Origin of the sequence: Sporosarcina contaminans, assembly GCF_042679045.1 — a bacterium.
Classification (GTDB): Bacteria; Bacillota; Bacilli; order Bacillales_A; family Planococcaceae; genus Sporosarcina; species Sporosarcina contaminans.
Window position 1 is genome coordinate 66,478 of record NZ_JBHTLT010000013.1, and the last position, 16,911, is coordinate 83,388.

Consider the following 16,911-nt stretch of genomic DNA (forward strand, 5'->3'; position numbering starts at 1 on the left):
GTCTCTTTTTTAGTTGCATATGACGATAACAAATTACTCCGTATCATCACTGCTTTCTTCACCGCTATTGTCTGATCCATCGTCCTTATCGTTTGATGATCCTGGGTTATTGCCATTGTTGTTCCAATTTCCATTGTTATTGCCGTTATTCCCGCTGTCGTCGCCATTGTTCTGATTGTTTCCGTTATTGCCATTGTTGTTCCAATTGCCATTACCATTACCATTTCCGTTGTTGTTGTCTCCGTTATTATCCCCGCCATTATTCCAATGATCATTGTCACTATAATCGTCTTCATTTTCCTCTTCATCCACAGGATCTTCATCTGTGTTGCCTTCTACCATAAGTGATGTCGAGGCTGGGCTGCTTTCTATGTCGTTTGCAATAGCTGTGACGGAGAATACATAGGTTCTTCCTATTTCAACACCTTGGAAGGTGACAGAATGTTCGGCTGTTGTTGTAATATTTTGTGGTTCACTGCCATCGACGCTTACTAAAACATTGAATTGTACTTCACCATCAATTAATTCTTCATTCGGGTCTTCATGATTCCAGCTTAAAGTAATGGAATTTGAATCTGCATCATATTGGGCAGTTAAATCGCTTGGTGCCGCCAATTCTGTTAGTTCTTCTTCAGCCATTTCTTCAGGTACTGTACCTCGAACAAACAATTCAGTACTTGTTAAAGCTGCCGGTGTTGATGGGCTTGCTAAAACGATGGGATTCGATCCTTTTAAAATTTTTGCTTCTTCAACGGAGCTCGGCTGTTTGAAGCGTGCTGTCTCCTTGTTCGAAGAAATTTCTCTCATAACGTTGTGGAAAAGGATTTTAGGAACATCCCGACCTTTATCGTATGTTTTAATCGGTTCATTTTTACTATAGCCTCCCCACACTGAAATTGTATAGTTGGTCGTATAGCCTGTAAACCAGCTGTCAGGGACGTAAGTGTTCTTGTATCCACGTTCTTTAATTGTTTTAGCCGAATAGTTTGTTGTACCCGTTTTTCCTGCGATATCTAATCCAGATACATTTGCCTTTTTGCCTGTTCCTTTTGTCATAACATCACGCAGCATGTCAGTTACCATATATGCTGTTGAATCTTTCATTGCTGTTACAGGATCGGGCACCATATTTTTCTCAGTCTTCCCGTCCCGTAAAATGATTTTTTTCACTGTATGCGGTTTTGTATAAATACCGCCGTTGCCCAAAGCGGAATAAGCCCCAGCAATTTCGATTGTAGAGAATTCATTAGATCCTCCGCCAATTGCTTCGGACGATACCATATCTTTGTAGTTCAAGCCTAATTTGCCTGCAAAATCACGTGCTTTCTGCGTCCCGACTTCCTCAAAAACTTTGATGGCTGGTATGTTTCGGGAATTGTAAAGCGCTTCTCGAATCGTAATAGGGCCCGCATATCCGCCGTCCACGTTTCGGATTGAAATGTCTGTGCCTTTATATTTATAAGGCTCATCGACAATAATTTGTCCTGTTGACCAAGCTTTATTTTCAATAATCGGTCCGTACGATAAAATCGGTTTAATTACAGAACCAGGCTGGCGAGGATTATCCCTCGTTGCGAAGTTTGTATTTCTGCCAGTAAAGTTCCGTCCACCGCCGACTGCAACGATCTCACCTGTTTTTGTATCGAGCACCGTCATTGCAGCTTGCATTTCGTCTGATTCATAAATAGGAGAGTTGATTTCTCTTTCAACTGCTTCCTGTGCCTTTGGATCAAGGTTTGTCTGAATGGTAACACCTTCTGCAACGAGATCCATCATTCCGGCAGCTTCCAATTCATCTAATACGACATCAACATAAGCTGGATATTTGTTGTTTTCCATCTCTTTTCTTTCATCTTCAGGAAGAATGGTTGAGGCAATAGGTGTCGCTTTCGCTGCTTCCATTTCCGCTTTCGAAATTTTACCGTGTTTCTCCATTAACGTAAGAACAATATTTCTTCTTTTTTCAGCTCTTTCAGGGTTTCTGAAAGGGTAGTATGCATTAGGTGATTGCGGCATGCCCGCTAATAACGCATATTGTTCTAAGCTTAATTCATCTAAGTCCTTGCCAAAAAATTCTTGAGAAGCTGTTCCAAATCCATAAATATTCCGTCCCATAAGAACTTTATTGAAATACATCTCAAAAATCTCTTCTTTTGAATATTCTCTTTCTAATTTGAAGGCCAGCCATGCTTCCTGTGCTTTCCGCTTTAACGTTTTTTCATCGGTAAGGAAAGAGTTTTTAATGACTTGCTGTGTCAATGTTGAAGCTCCTTCAGAACCAAATCCGCCTCTTAGGTTCGCTAATATGGCACCACCGAGGCGCCAGAAATCCATTCCGTGGTGTTTGTAAAAACGTACGTCTTCAGTCGCTAAAATCGCTTGCTCCATCATATCCGGTATTTCATCATACGGAACGTATTCGCGCTTTTCCGCTCCTAATTTTACAAAGACATCGCCGTTTTTATCTAATAGTTGAGATGTTAAAGGATCTTTTAAAAGATTTTCATCCAAATCTGGTGCTGTGCTGGCGTAAAAAGCGAATAGCCCAACACCGCCGACAAATAACGCCAGACCGGCTATTACTATAGCCATAATCACTTTTTTCAAAATGCTCCCGAACCGTTTCGGAGAACTGCCTTTTTTCCGTTTGCGTTCCGCCTCCAATTTTTGACGACGGGCAGCTCGAGAATTTGTTTGTTCACTCATAGTTTTTCCTGCCTTTCAATCGTTTCAACCGTTATTTGGTTTTCTTTTAATGCGTGTAAATAATCAAGTCTTGGCCGATAGCCTGGTTTAATTTCTATTGAAATCTCTTCCATTTCGGAAAGTGTAATTGATTTTCGTCCACCGTCTATCATTCTCTGCCACTTTTTTGCAAAGTTTTCATAAAGTACGATGAAATATCGGTCCAACGTGCTGAATTTCACAATTAAAAACGCAATGCCTTGTTGTTTACAAACGTTTTTCATATGCTCGACTTGATGCTCGTGTATATTTTGCAAAGGAAATGACGTTTTATTTTTCGTTTCCTTTGCTTCAAAATCTATATGTTTTCCTTCCCATACACCATTATAATCGGTAGTAGAAGGGGATCTGAAGTATGCTTCTGTTATGACTGCAGCACTTCTTGCCGGATATTTCACATTAACGATTTGTATTGGAACCGGCTTTTTATGGATGACAGCGATGCCATTACTAACATAATACTCATTTGTCTCATTCAACTCGTCTTCTAATGTTTTTCCCCTATTGCTGAATGAAATATCGGTCTTATTACGGCTTGCCGCCTGAGCCTTCGGAACGTATTTTTTGCCGTTCGGATACCGAATCGTCATGACCACCACCTCGCAATTCTTATCATACCATAATGATTGGACGGATTATCGATTTAAAAGTTGCCGTCTTTTTGAAAGAATGCACGTTCGTTCATGTTTGGTATATAGATAATTGTTTGATAAACTATAAGAAAGATCGTAGAGGAGAAGAGATACGTTGTCTACTTTAATAGAGAAAACAGAACGACTTTTGAAAGCATGCGAGGATTGCATAACAAGACATGCCCACATGAGGGAATTTGACATAGAGCCTGATTTTTTCAAAGATGTAAAGCCTTATGCAGATGAATACCATCAGTTGTTGGATGAATGGTCCGCTGAGGTGCTTTCCTATATCCGTAAGAAAAATCCGAAATATGTTCATCCGCATCAAGTTGAACAAATGAATGAGGCAATGAAACAATTCATTGTCCAGTCATTTTACGCAAAAACTGGCAAGAAACGTTTTATACTGTCGATCAATTCAGCTATGTATACATTAAAAACTGTTAAAGAAGCTTTAATGGAGGAAGGAGGCAGCAGGGTTGAAGGAAACGAACGTACATGATGTTGTCAATCTTTTACGAGCTGATCCTGAAATTGGACCGAATATCCTTCATTACCGAACGATAGAAGGCAAATCCGCTTCGTATGCCTCTTTTCCAGATTCATTGCATCCATCCATTAGAAAGGCGTTGAATCATAAAGGAATCCAACAATTATATAGCCATCAGCGCCAAGCGTATGATCTGTCTGAAAAAGGGGCTTCATTTACAGCTGTCACTCCGACCGCTTCGGGAAAGTCTCTTTGCTATCATTTACCGGTGCTGCAAAGTGTTTTGAATGATGATGCTGCAAGAGCGCTTTACCTATTTCCGACAAAAGCATTGTCGCAAGACCAATTGGCAGATTTGCATGAGTTAATTGAAGCGAGCGGCGAGTCGATTTTAAGCTATACATATGATGGGGATACAGCGCCGGGCTTAAGAACGAAGGTACGGAAATCTGGCCATATTGTTTTGACGAACCCAGATATGCTGCACTCAGGCATTTTGCCGCATCATACGAAATGGGTTTCTTTATTTGAAAACTTGAAGTATATCGTCCTTGATGAATTGCATACGTATAAAGGGGTGTTCGGTTCGCACGTTGCTCATGTCTTGCGCAGGTTGAAACGGATTTGCAACTATTATGGCAGTGATCCCGTCTTTATTTGCACGTCGGCGACGATTGCGAACCCGAAGGAATTGGCCGAATCATTAACAAATACGCCAATGGAGCTCATTTCAAACAACGGAGCGCCATCCGGAGTAAAGCACTTTCTTTTCTATAATCCGCCGGTCATCCATCCGACATTTGGCATTCGGAGAAGCGCAGTATTAGAAGTTCGTGATATCGCATCCTTCCTCTATCGAGAAGGAATACAGACGATTATTTTTGCAAAAAGCCGAGTGCGTGTCGAAATGCTCGTTACGTATATGAAAGAACTGACGAAAAAGAAACTGTTCGATACAACAATTATGGGTTACCGGGGAGGGTATTTACCGTCTGAAAGAAGGACGATTGAACGGAAATTGCGGGAAGGGAAAATCCGTACAGTCGTCAGCACGAATGCATTGGAATTAGGAATTGATATTGGACAGTTGCAAGCTTGTATTATGACGGGCTATCCAGGAAACATTGCAAGTGCCTTTCAACAAGCAGGAAGGGCAGGAAGGCGGCAGGATGATGCTTTAATCATTTACGTTGCCCAATCTATGGCGTTGGATCAATATGTCGTTCAAAATCCTGACTATTTGTTAGGGCAGACGCCAGAAGAAGCAAGGATCCATCCGGATAATATACTCATCTTAATGGATCATTTGAAATGCGCTTCTTTTGAATTGCCATTTACAAGGACGGAGAGCTATGGAGAGTTCGAAGTGCAAGAGCTGCTGTCGTTTTTAGCAAATGAAGGCATTCTATTGGAAACTTCTGAGAAATGGCACTGGATGACAGACCGATTCCCGGCAAGTGAAATAAGCTTGCGGTCCGCTTCACAGGAAAACGTCGTAATTATTGACAAAACGATGCCGAAAGAAACGACCGTCATCGGTGAAATGGACCGGTATAGCGCAATGACTTTATTGCATGAGGAAGCCATTTATTTGCACCAAGGAAAGCAATATCAAGTGGAAGAGCTGGATTGGGAAGAAAAGAAAGCATACGTAACGAATGTAGATGTCGACTATTATACAGATGCCAATTTGGCTGTTGAGCTGAAAGTGATGAGCGAGGATGATAGTAAATCAATCGGGGAAGCGGAGGCAGCGTACGGAGATATTGCAGTTTTGGCGATTCCGACGATTTTTAAAAAAATCCGTTTTGACACTCACGACAATATCGGCTCTGGACCGATCTCCCTACCAGCTGAAGAACTTCATACTTCTTCAACTTGGTATGCATTTGATGTACCAGCTGGCTGGAAAGAATCCGAATTGACGGATGCATTGACGGGAGCCGCCTATGCAATTCAATCTTTCATCCCGCTCTTCATTCGTTGTGACCGAACAGATATCCATGTTGTACCGCAAGTAAAGGCAATCCATACGCAGAAGCCGACGATTTTTATCTATGATAGCTATCCAGGTGGCATCGGCTTAAGCGAGAAGCTTTTCGACCGGTGGGAAGCATTGTTGAAAAAAGCAGCAGAACATGTTGTTAGATGCCCTTGTGAGAACGGTTGCCCGGTTTGCATCGGGGCCCAAGAGGCTGGTGTGAAAATGAAAGGTGAAGTGATTGCTCTTCTTCAGCAATTGAATGGGGGAGCTGCTGATGTCGTATGAAGCGAAATTAATGCAAATGAAGAAATTGCTGAAAAAAGATCAGCCTCAAAAAATACCGGAAGTACCATCGCAAAGAAAAATTCAGTCTCCTCAGTATGAAGAGCAATGGCTCCGTGCCGGTTTACTAAAAGAAGAAAATGATCTTGGCATTGTTTATAAAAGAGTCGTTACGTATCCTTCAAATTATAGACATGGCCACTTCACTTTGTCAGGATTACAGCAAACTCTTGAGCGGTGGAAAGAAGAAAAGCTTTCACATCCGCTATCTCCGGATTTGAACAAACCGCTTCTGTTTTTTGATACGGAAACGACTGGATTAAAAGGTGCCGGTACACTTATCTTTTTAATTGGTTTCATAGAGTATACGGGAAGTGCTTTTACACTGACTCAATATGTTTTACCAGGCCCTGAGCACGAGGCCGCATTTCTCTATGCAACTAAGTTTTGGGAGGAACAGAAATCAATCGTCATGTATAACGGCAAAAGCTTTGATATGCCGATGGTAGAAACGAGATGGACGATGAATCGTAATGAATTGCCCCCTTTGCTTCGCCATACGGAAATTGATTTGCTACATGGGTCAAAACGTATTTGGAAAAACGAAATGGATACGTTTAAGTTAACTACAGTAGAAGAGGAGCAATTAGGCTTTTTTCGTGACGGCGATATTCCAGGACATATGGCGCCTATCATCTATCAAGACGCAGTGAAAAATGGTAGAGCAGAGCTATTGATGAAAGTGCTTCATCACAATGAATGGGATATATTATCCCTCGTAACATTGTATATTCGTTCGACCGATCTTCTGTTAAACAAAAAAACCTACTCGACAGAAACAATCGGTACGAATATTGGAAAGTGGTTTGCCGATCTGAAATCATTCGATCGAAGCAAAGCGGTACTTGAACAAGTCATTTCACAATCCGAAACCCGCCATCCAATGGCGTATTATCATTTAGGGTTTTTATTCAAAAAAGAAGAAGAGTTTGAGAAAGCTGCCATGTCATTTTCAATTGCTGCGGAAGGGTTAAATGGGCGAGAACGGATCATAGCATACGAGGAATTGGCAAAACTATTTGAACATAAATTGAAAGAGTTGCAAAAGGCCTTGTCGATTACCAGAGAAGCAATTCATTTATTAAAAAGGGAAAAACTTACCGAACGTTTCAAGTTACGCATGGAAATATCGCTTGCAAATCGGGAAATGAGGCTTAACAAGAAACTATTTCCCGGGGAAGCGCAATAACCGACAAATTGCGGCTTCAAACGGATAAATAGTAGGACAAGGATGTACAAAATATGATATAATAACGTAAGGTAATCACAGATGGAAGGACGTCATTTCATGGAAATAAAACTCGACTCGAAAACAATTCTTGAAAAAGAGTTTAAGACGGGCTTGCGAGGGTATAATCAGGAAGATGTTGATTTATTTCTCGATCAAATCATCCAAGATTACGAAACATTTAAAAAAATGATCTCTGAATTGCGCACGGAGAATGAAAAACTGAAAGAGGAACTTGCAACCCAACAAAAACGGCCGATGCCGAGCAATACGAATACGACAAATTTCGATATTCTAAAGAGGATCTCCAATTTGGAAAAGCACGTTTTTGGCAGTAAACTATATGACACAGAATAACAATCATTTGTAACATTTCATTGAAAATAGAACGATGATGCTGTATACTGTTAAAGCCATCATGTGAATTCAGGTAATCGCTGCAACATTTGTTGTAGAGGAAAGTCCATGCTCGCACGGTTCTGAGATGACCGTAGTGTTCGTGCTCGGCGAAAAAATAAGCCGAGGCTCGCATTGCGATGACGGCGGGAATAAGTCCTAAGTCCTTTTGGATATGGATGAGGTTCCCTGAAAAGTGCCACAGTGACGTAGCCGGTCCGGAAACGGTCCGGGTGGAACGCGGTAAACCCCACGAGCGAGAAACCCAAATTATGGTAGGGGCGCTCTTCCGAAGGAATTGAACGGAGGAAGGGACAGAACAATTCTGTAGATAGATGATTACCACCCTAAGTACGAGGCGATAGCTGTTTGAGTACACGGGAACAAAACATGGCTTATCGAATTTACATTGGTTTTGACATAGCAATCGATGCTCTCCTTCTCGTTTGGAGAGCATTTCTTCGTTATATGGATTGTATGAATTGTATGGGCGATCATCAAACTACATAGAGGCAAAAGGTATTGAATGTCCGTTATAGGAGTGAATAGATATGGCGAAATATAAACTAGTCGCTACATCTGCCATGGGTTTAGAATCCATTGTAGCTGATGAAGTGAAAGAATTAGGATTCGAAACACAGACTGAGAATGGAAAAATATTTTTTGAAGGCGACGAAACAGCAATTGCCAAAACAAATATGTGGCTGCGTGTGGCGGACCGTGTACGTGTCGTTGCGGGAGAATTCACTGCAACGACATTTGATGAACTGTTTGAAAAGACAAAGTCGATACCATGGGAACAATATTTGCCTGTTGATGCTGCATTTCCGGTAGCAGGTAAATCCGTGAAATCTACATTATATAGCGTTCCTGATTGCCAAGCGATCGTCAAAAAAGCGATTGTAGAACGGTTGAAAATGGCTTATAAACGGATTGGCTTTTTAGATGAATCGGGTCCTTTATTTAAATTGGAAGTTTCGATTTTGAAAGATAAAGTCACACTGACGATCGATTCAAGCGGCACAGGGCTCCATAAGAGAGGCTACCGTGTCGGGCAAGGTGATGCACCGTTAAAAGAAACATTGGCTGCGGCACTTGTAAAGCTAACCCGTTGGAATCCAGATCGTCCGTTTGTCGATCCGTTTTGCGGGTCTGGAACGATTGCGATTGAGGCGGCAATGATCGGTCAAAATATCGCCCCTGGCTATAATCGAGAGTTCAGCAGTGAACATTGGCCATGGATGAAAAAAGCGATATACGATCGCGTTAGAGAAGAAGCGGAAGACATTGCCAAATATGATCAGCCTTTAAATATTACAGGGTTTGATGTCAATCAAAAAATGGTGCATATCGCAGAGCAAAATGCGATTGAAGCGGGATTCGCGGATTTGATTACTTGGCAGCAGCGCAATGTCAAAGATTTATCACTTGAAGGTTTGAATGGCGTCCTTGTCGGAAACCCTCCATATGGAGAACGTCTTGGAGAAATCGAAGAAGCTGAGGAACTTGCCCGGGTATTGGGACATATAATGGAAAAGTATCCAAGCTGGTCTGTATATATGCTTTCTTCATTGGAAAACTTCGAAGAGATGTATGGAAAAAAAGCAACAAAGAAACGCAAACTATTCAACGGCTTCATTCGCACAGATTACTACCAATTCTGGGGAAAACGAGCATGATACCAAAAGATGAGGGCGGCGTTTAGCTTCTACAGGCGTTGGCCGACTAAGAACGCCGCGTCCTGCGGCAACGTCGGCACTAATACGTCCTGTATGTCGGAGAGCTTGAACATAAGGCGCTTATGCTTTATGAAAAAGGAAGGCAGTCTAAAACCGTCGCGTCCTGCGACAACGACTGCATGACCTGCATCGTGCAGGCCTAAGCGACCCGAGGAGCTGCCGCCCGGGGTCTGGATGATAACAAAAGCGGAGAACGCCGTTTCGTTTGATGATTTAATTGTATTAAGAAAAAGGTTATGAAATTTGACGGAAGAGGCTGCCCCTCTTCCGTTTGTATGTGGAAAGGAGTTATTCCGGTGAAAAGTAAAATGCCGTTCGCCTTATCGAAAGAAAAATCCTTCTATGAATCATTGAATGACTGGATTGGCGACACATTGTATGACGAGCTGACGGAAAAAGGATTTGAATGTCGAGATGAACAGATTTTCATGGCGTTTCAAATTGAGCAAGCGTTGAAAGAAAAGAAAGTGTTGCTTGCCGAAGCAGGGGTAGGAACGGGGAAGACAATCGCATATTTATTGCCAGCGATCGCTTATGCGCGTTATACCGGAAAACCAGCGCTTATTTCGTGTGCCGATGAAACGTTGATCGACCAATTGGTAAAAGAAGAAGGGGATATTAAAAAACTGAGCGATGCTTTACAAATGAACATTGATGTCCGTTTAGCGAAAGCTCGCGACCAATATCTTTGCTTGAAGCGATTAGAAGAGGCGGATGATGAATTTGCGGAAGAAGTGGAATCGTCATTGCCTGATTTTGTCCGCGGGAATGCTTCTTTGCAGTCGATTCAGCCATATGGTGACCGATCCGATTATCCCGACTTAAATGATGAACAATGGAAAATGATAAATTTCCATCCCATCCAGCAATGTGCCGCTTGTGATCTTCGCAATCGGTGCGGTCAGACAATTCATCGGAATCATTATCGGGAAGCTGCAGATTTGATCATTTGTTCACATGATTTCTATATGGAACATATTTGGACGAAAGATTCCCGAAAACGCCAAGGCCAGCTACCTTTGCTGCCTGAAGTTTCTATGGTTGTATTTGATGAAGGTCATCTCCTTGAATATTCGGCTCAACGGGCACTTACTTACGAAGTGCAAAGCAACACTCTTCTTCAATTATTAGAGCGGATTATGGTCGATGGCATTCGAGAAGAGACATTGCAGCTTATGGAAAGATTAATTGATGTGCACGAAGAATTTTTCCGCCTGTTGCATCAGTGCACAATCGGTGAAACGGAAGAAAGAAAAAGTATCGGAAAAAGTGCAGCTCTTTTATCTACAGGTAAAGAAGCGATTTCCATTTCGACAGCGTTATTAGAGGAATTTGTTTTTGAAGGTGAATTGTTTGTCATTCCTGAATACGACTTGAAAATGGTCGAAGAATATTTAGAACAATATATTTTCTCAATGGAACTCTTTACTTCAGAAAATGATGCGGTGGATTGGCTGGAAGAGCGGCATGGCGAAACGACATTGATCATTATGCCTCGGCTCGTTACTGATATTTTAAAAGAGAAGCTATTTACCGCAAATTTACCGATCATTTTTTCATCGGCAACGCTTTCTGTCGGTAAAGATTTCACATACTTATTGGATAGTCTTGGAATTGATGATTTTCTATCATTTTCAGTTGAATCTCCATTTGATTATGAAGAAGTGATGAAAGTGTTCATTGCTGAAATGAAAAAGGAAGAGAAAGCAGAATATGTACTGAATATGTTGCGTGAAGAAGAACAGACACTAATCTTGTTTAAATCTGAGCAATCGATGAAAGACTTTCAAGCTTCATTGCCAATTGAGTGGGTTGGAAAAATTGGTTTTGAAGGAGAAAGGGAACTATCGTCGATCATCCGTGATTTTCAAGGAAAAGAAATGATGAATCTATGTTCGTATCATTTATGGGAAGGGTTAGACATTCCACAAGATGCGTTAACTCGTGTTATTATTTATGATTTGCCTTTCCCTCCAGCTGACCCGCTCTTTAACGCAAAGCGCAATCAAGCTGAGGATCCGTTTAAAGATGTTGACCTACCTTTCATGCTGTTAAGGCTTCGCCAAGGCTCTGGCCGTCTCATTAGAACTTCGGAAGACTTTGGAACGATCCATGTCCTGTTAGATCATAAAGAAGGGAATTTGCGAAAAGAAATAGAAGCAGCGTTTCCTGTGAAAGCGCACGTAGCATCCTTAAAGTAAAACAATAAAAAGCTGGCACGCAACTGTTCTTTTGCATGTCAGCTTTCCTTTTTATTATGATGCTTCATCGATTGTTAATAAGATATTAAGCATAGATCCGCTTTCGAAGCGAATCGGTAGCTTGAATGCCTGCTTGAAACCATAAAATTTCGTTGATCCTGTCATAATGGTAGGTGTGGAAATATCGAGAGAAAAACGATCTTTTTCAAGAATTGTACATAGGTTACCGGCAACCATGTTTCCTAACTCTCCAGTAAATGATTCTACCATTTCACCTTCAATATTCATGCCAAACATCGACTGGCCAATTACATCAATAACATCGTAGGTCGTCTCGAGGATCAATCGACCTTTAACTTCACCGACAAGGCTAATAAGGACGCCAATTTCCTTCTGCTCATAAGGTTGTGCAGTTAGGACAGGCGATAAAACGTCAAATTTGACTGGTACAACATTATTCAAGGATGTGATTGTGCTATTTAAGATTTTTTGTATGTTTATAGCCGTACTCATAACGACACTCCCCTCATTCTATAATTGATATGTAGCAAATGCAGCCAATTAATAATTAGTATACTGAATACAGTACTATAATACCATGAGTAAAGTAACAAAGTATAGGCTCTCTTAGCAAATTAAATTAAATTCCGATACAATCTTGAAAAATGGTATGATAGGGAAGACAACGTAGGGGAAGGATCGAAAATGATGTCTCAACATAATTATTTGGAAAAGACGGCCACATATGGCCAAATATTTAAAGAAAGCCATGATCATGAAAGACTGCAAAAGGCTGAGTTATTAGCAAAAAAGATTATAAATAAGGAATATGTAATCGCATTTGCTGGACATTTTTCTGCGGGAAAATCTTCGATGATCAATGCGCTAACAGGGGAGGATCTTTTACCTTCTAGTCCGATTCCAACGAGCGCCAATATCGTTAAAATCAAAAAAACCAATGAAGATTTTGCGATAATTCACCGTACAGACGGGTCTGTCTTGAAATATGAAGGGCATGGTTTTCCTGAAGCGATCAAATCTTTCAGTAAGGACGGCGCCGAGATTTATCAAATTGAAATCGGACATACTGCATCACATTTGCCAGAGGGCATTACGGTGATGGATACACCAGGGGTTGATTCAACTGATGATGCTCATAGGCTTTCCACTGAATCCGCACTCCATTTGGCTGATCTCGTTTTTTACACGATGGACTACAACCATGTTCAATCTGAGTTGAATTTCACATTTACTAAAGAATTGATGAAATATAATGAGAATATGTATTTAATTATAAATATGATCGATAAGCATCGAGATAGTGAATTGTCATTTGAGGACTTCAAAAAGTCGGTGAAAGACGCATTTGAACTTTGGGGCGTTTATCCAAAAGGCATTTTTTATACATCATTGCGCGATAAAAATCACCCGTATAATGATTTTGAAAAGGTAAAAGAAATTGTTGAAGGATCAATTGAAAACTATGAGGAACGATTTTATTACAATGCAGACCAATCGTTAGCGAAGCTGAAAGATGAGCATACGATCTACCTTCAAACAGAAATAGACGATCGAAAATCTTTATACGAGCAACTTGTTGTGGAACATGAGTGGTCAGAGGTCAATGAATTGAAAAAAGAATTGGCTGCTCAAAAAAATCAGTTGACCCTCTTATCGGGAGACGAATTTTATGCTACCTTTGAAAGCAATCGAAGTGAACTGTTGCGGAATGCCTCAATAACGCCTTTTGAAACACGAGAATTGTTGAAAGACCATTTAGAAGCGAAATCCCCGAAATTTAAAGTGGGTTTGCTGTTTGGAGCAAAAAAGACAGCTGAAGAGAAAGCAAGACGTAAGCAAGCTTTGTCAGATAATTTATCGAAGCTGTTGCATTCACAAATTGAAACGCATTTGAAGTCGCTAATGAAAACATCTTTAAAAAATGCGGGATTGTTAACTGATGAACGATCAATTGAAATAGACAGCATGGATATGAGGATTCCTTTCGAGGAAATTGATCAACATTTAATAGGCGCCGATGTTATGACGGGCGATACGATTTTAAATATGGCCGAGCAAATGAAAACGGCTGTTGCATCGCTTTATAAGAAGCTGACGGATCCGTGGAAAAAGGAAATGTCTTCTATTGCATCTGCTTCAGGCAATGAAAAAACTGAACCGTTAATGCAATCAATTCGTATTTTAGAGGAGAAAGTTGCTGCAATTGAGCAAGTGAATGAACTTAAAACGCAATTGGATCATATAGATGCATGGATTGCTTCACCGCCTACAGAGCTATTGCGTAAACGCAATGAACTGCTAAGCGAGTGGAAAAAAGAAACGAAAATCGAAAAAATTGAATTGACGCCTCAGCTTGAGGAGGCATCTTCCCTTGAAATCTCCGAAAAGGTAGCAGAAAACAAAAGGGAAGATAACGACGAAGTAGCTCAATTTGATACAAATTCTACAATCGAATCCGCGTTGCATGTCGCAAATGCGGTAAGCTCGATTAAAGGCTTCATGGAAAGCGCCCAGTACTTGAAAAACAAAGCGAAAAGACTGGAAAATCAGGAATTCACAGTTGCGTTGTTCGGCGCATTCAGCGCAGGTAAATCATCTTTTTCCAACGCTTTGATCGGCGATCGAGTGTTGCCTGTTTCTCCTAACCCGACGACAGCGGCCATTAATCGTATTCGCCCTGTTGCTGAAGGAAAAGAAGATCGAACGGCGGATGTCCATTTGAAAAACGAGCAGCAAATGACGGAGGACGTTGCATTATCATTTGAAGCTTTAGGCGAACAGATTTCTTCATTGGATGAAGCTTATCGCTTGGCGGAAGAGGTCGTCCAGAAGGAATTGGTCGATGAAAGCTTGCACATTCATAAATCATTTATCCGTGCATTCCATAAAGGGTATAGCACTTACAGTGAATCACTTGGTCAAACAATGAACGTCAATCAGGATGAATTTTCGCGTTTTGTGGCGGAAGAGGAACGGAGCTGTTTTGTCGATTCGATCGATCTGTTCATTGACTGTCCTTTAACGAGGCAAGGCATTACGCTTGTTGATACGCCGGGAGCTGATTCGATTAATGCAAGGCATACAGATGTCGCTTTCGAGTATATACGGAATGCCGATGCAATCCTATTTGTCACGTATTACAACCATGCATTTGCAAGAGCAGACCGTGAATTTCTCATCCAATTGGGCCGTGTAAAAGATGCGTTTGAATTAGATAAAATGTTTTTCATTGTCAATGCAATTGATTTAGCTACCGACAATGAAGAGGCTAATGCGGTCAAATCGTTTGTTGAACAGCAAATGCTTACGTTTGGAATACGTAATCCGCGTGTTCACGGTATTTCCAGTTTACAAGCCTTGCAATCGAAGTTGGATGGAACAGCAAATCGTGACATGGAGAGATTTGAATCTGATTTTGCGCATTTCCTGAAAAATGATTTGAAAGGTTTGTCTGTCCAAGCGTTGACAGAAGAGACGGTTAAAACTGTTGAGCGAGTTAGAACGTTAATCGAACGAACAGAGCAAAATATGACTCGCAAAGCTGAGCGATTGACAGAGTTAGACCAAATAGAACAGGCCATTCGCATCCATTACGGACAAAGCTTTACAGAAGTGATCCGTAAAGCGGCAGACAATGAATTGAATGAATTGCTCTATTATGTGTTGCAACGGGTGTTTTTACGTTTCGGCGATTTCTTCAAAGAAGGGTATAGCCCTTCAACTTTTGCGACTTATCAAACCGATAAAGCTTTAAGCATCGCATTGGCAGAAACTGTCCAAATGGTTGGGTTTGATTTAACGCAAGAATTGAAAGTAACAAACCTTAGGATGCTGAATTTCATGACGAAGCTATTAAAAGAACGCCAACATATTGAAATGCGATTTTTGAATGAAAAGGACAGCTCACTGTCACCTTCGCCATATGAGCCTGAAGATGCTCAGATGCTGTCATTCAGTGCGCCATTTACAGATGTCAATGTGTATAAGGATGTAAACCGTCTTTTTAAAAACCAAAAAGCATTTTTTGAAAAAGGCGAGCGTCTCGTCTTAAAAGAGAAATTAGAAGAACGGCTAAAAGTGGATGCATCTCACTATTTAGGAAAAGAAAAAGAGCATATCGAACAATGGGCGAACCAATGGATCGATAGTGAAGCTGAAGGGCTTCGCCAACATTTATTATTGCAAAGCATCCAGCAAATCGAATCGGAAAGGACATTGCTTCAACGTACGGAACAATTGGAAGAATGGCGTAAAATTTACGACTCAATACGTACAAAGGAGATGGTGTGAATGGACGTATTCAAATCAATTGAAGAAATTGATTACGGAAAGGTGAAGTGGGTCGATACCCGCTTCTCCCTCAATGACCGTGAAGAGGGCAAGCGCAAGTTCGCAAAAGGACATGTAGCAGGAGCTGTCTATTGGGATTTGGAAGAGGACTTATCTGATATGACAAAAAAAGCTGGTCGCCATCCGCTCCCTGATAAGGAAAAATTGACAGCACTTTTTAGAAAGAGCGGTTTATCGTTGAACGATGACATTATTGTTTATGATGACGGAGGCAGTCCGTTTGCTGCAAGGGCTTGGTGGCTGCTACGCTACGCAGGATTTCAAAACGCTTTTATTGCAATCGAAGGATTTGAGCAGTTGAAAGCATCGGGTGTGCCAATTTCTACAGAAAACGAAATTATCCCTCCTACTGAAGTTGTTCCTGTATGGAACGAAACTATTCATGCTCCACGCTCTTTTATTGAGGAAACTGTTGCAGGTAAAAAGGGTGCCATTTTGTTGGATGCACGGTCGGCTGAACGTTATCGTGGTGTAGTTGAACCGATCGACCGAGTAGCGGGACATATACCAGGCGCTTTGAATTTCGATTGGGAACAATTAAAGCTAAATGGTTCTTTTAACCTCGGTTCAGAGGTGAAGGATCAATTAGAGAAGACCGTCTCAAAGAGTGAAGATATTGCTGTCTATTGCGGCAGCGGAGTAACGGCTGCTCCTTTATATGCATTGCTGAAACATAATGGTTATGAGCATGTTAAACTATATGTCGGGAGTTTTAGCGATTGGATTTCAAAAGCTGATGCTCCAGTTGAGAAGACAAACGAATTATAACGGGGTGCTGTA

The 16,911-nt window shown here is 41.2% G+C and carries 11 protein-coding genes and 1 other RNA gene; 9 read left to right on the forward strand and 3 right to left on the reverse strand.

The features are described from left to right. Nucleotides 1-33: 33 nt before the first annotated feature. Nucleotides 34-2,706: a PBP1A family penicillin-binding protein gene (locus ACFQ38_RS02095; RefSeq protein ID WP_381479663.1), complete on the reverse strand. Its 2,673-nt coding sequence runs from the start codon at nucleotides 2,704-2,706 to the stop codon at nucleotides 34-36. Next, entirely contained in the window at nucleotides 2,703-3,335 is a 633-nt protein-coding gene (gene recU, locus ACFQ38_RS02100; RefSeq protein ID WP_336822662.1) for a Holliday junction resolvase RecU, read from the reverse strand. The genes ACFQ38_RS02095 and recU overlap by 4 nt, the downstream gene beginning before the upstream one ends. 157 nt (nucleotides 3,336-3,492) lie before the next feature. On the opposite strand from recU, the gene ACFQ38_RS02105 reads away from it, so the two are divergent. The 7 genes from ACFQ38_RS02105 to ACFQ38_RS02135 all read left to right on the forward strand — a co-directional run bounded on the left by ACFQ38_RS02105 (nucleotide 3,493) and on the right by ACFQ38_RS02135 (nucleotide 11,760). Next, complete coding sequence (locus ACFQ38_RS02105) at nucleotides 3,493-3,882, forward strand: YppE family protein (RefSeq protein WP_336822663.1); 390 nt, start codon at nucleotides 3,493-3,495, stop codon at nucleotides 3,880-3,882. 31 nt (nucleotides 3,883-3,913) lie between these two features. Then, nucleotides 3,914-6,139, forward strand: coding sequence for a DEAD/DEAH box helicase (locus tag ACFQ38_RS02110; protein WP_381479685.1), 2,226 nt, complete (start codon nucleotides 3,914-3,916; stop codon nucleotides 6,137-6,139). After that, nucleotides 6,129-7,385: a ribonuclease H-like domain-containing protein gene (locus tag ACFQ38_RS02115; protein WP_381479664.1), complete on the forward strand. Its 1,257-nt coding sequence runs from the start codon at nucleotides 6,129-6,131 to the stop codon at nucleotides 7,383-7,385. Before ACFQ38_RS02110 ends, ACFQ38_RS02115 begins: the two co-directional genes overlap by 11 nt. Nucleotides 7,386-7,484: 99 nt before the next feature. Beyond that, a complete protein-coding gene (gpsB, locus tag ACFQ38_RS02120) occupies nucleotides 7,485-7,781 on the forward strand; it encodes a cell division regulator GpsB (RefSeq protein ID WP_336822666.1) in 297 nt (98 codons plus the stop codon). A gap of 65 nt (nucleotides 7,782-7,846) precedes the next feature. After that, nucleotides 7,847-8,223: RNase P RNA component class B (rnpB, locus tag ACFQ38_RS02125), an RNA gene on the forward strand. 148 nt (nucleotides 8,224-8,371) lie between these two features. Next, a complete protein-coding gene (locus ACFQ38_RS02130; protein ID WP_336822667.1) occupies nucleotides 8,372-9,499 on the forward strand; it encodes a THUMP domain-containing class I SAM-dependent RNA methyltransferase in 1,128 nt (375 codons plus the stop codon). A gap of 356 nt (nucleotides 9,500-9,855) precedes the next feature. Next, a complete protein-coding gene (locus tag ACFQ38_RS02135) occupies nucleotides 9,856-11,760 on the forward strand; it encodes an ATP-dependent DNA helicase (RefSeq protein ID WP_381479665.1) in 1,905 nt (634 codons plus the stop codon). Between the two features lie 54 nt (nucleotides 11,761-11,814). On the opposite strand, the gene ACFQ38_RS02140 is transcribed toward ACFQ38_RS02135, so the two are convergent. Further along, the gene (locus ACFQ38_RS02140) at nucleotides 11,815-12,273 is read right to left on the reverse strand and encodes a chemotaxis protein CheX (RefSeq protein WP_336822669.1); all 459 of its coding nucleotides are present in this window, start codon (nucleotides 12,271-12,273) and stop codon (nucleotides 11,815-11,817) included. A 192-nt stretch (nucleotides 12,274-12,465) separates the two neighbouring features. Here ACFQ38_RS02140 and ACFQ38_RS02145 point away from each other — a divergent pair, with 192 nt between their 5' ends. Continuing rightward, a complete protein-coding gene (locus tag ACFQ38_RS02145) occupies nucleotides 12,466-16,071 on the forward strand; it encodes a dynamin family protein (RefSeq protein ID WP_381479666.1) in 3,606 nt (1,201 codons plus the stop codon). Further along, complete coding sequence (locus ACFQ38_RS02150) at nucleotides 16,072-16,899, forward strand: sulfurtransferase (RefSeq protein WP_381479667.1); 828 nt, start codon at nucleotides 16,072-16,074, stop codon at nucleotides 16,897-16,899. Nucleotides 16,900-16,911 lie beyond the last annotated feature (12 nt).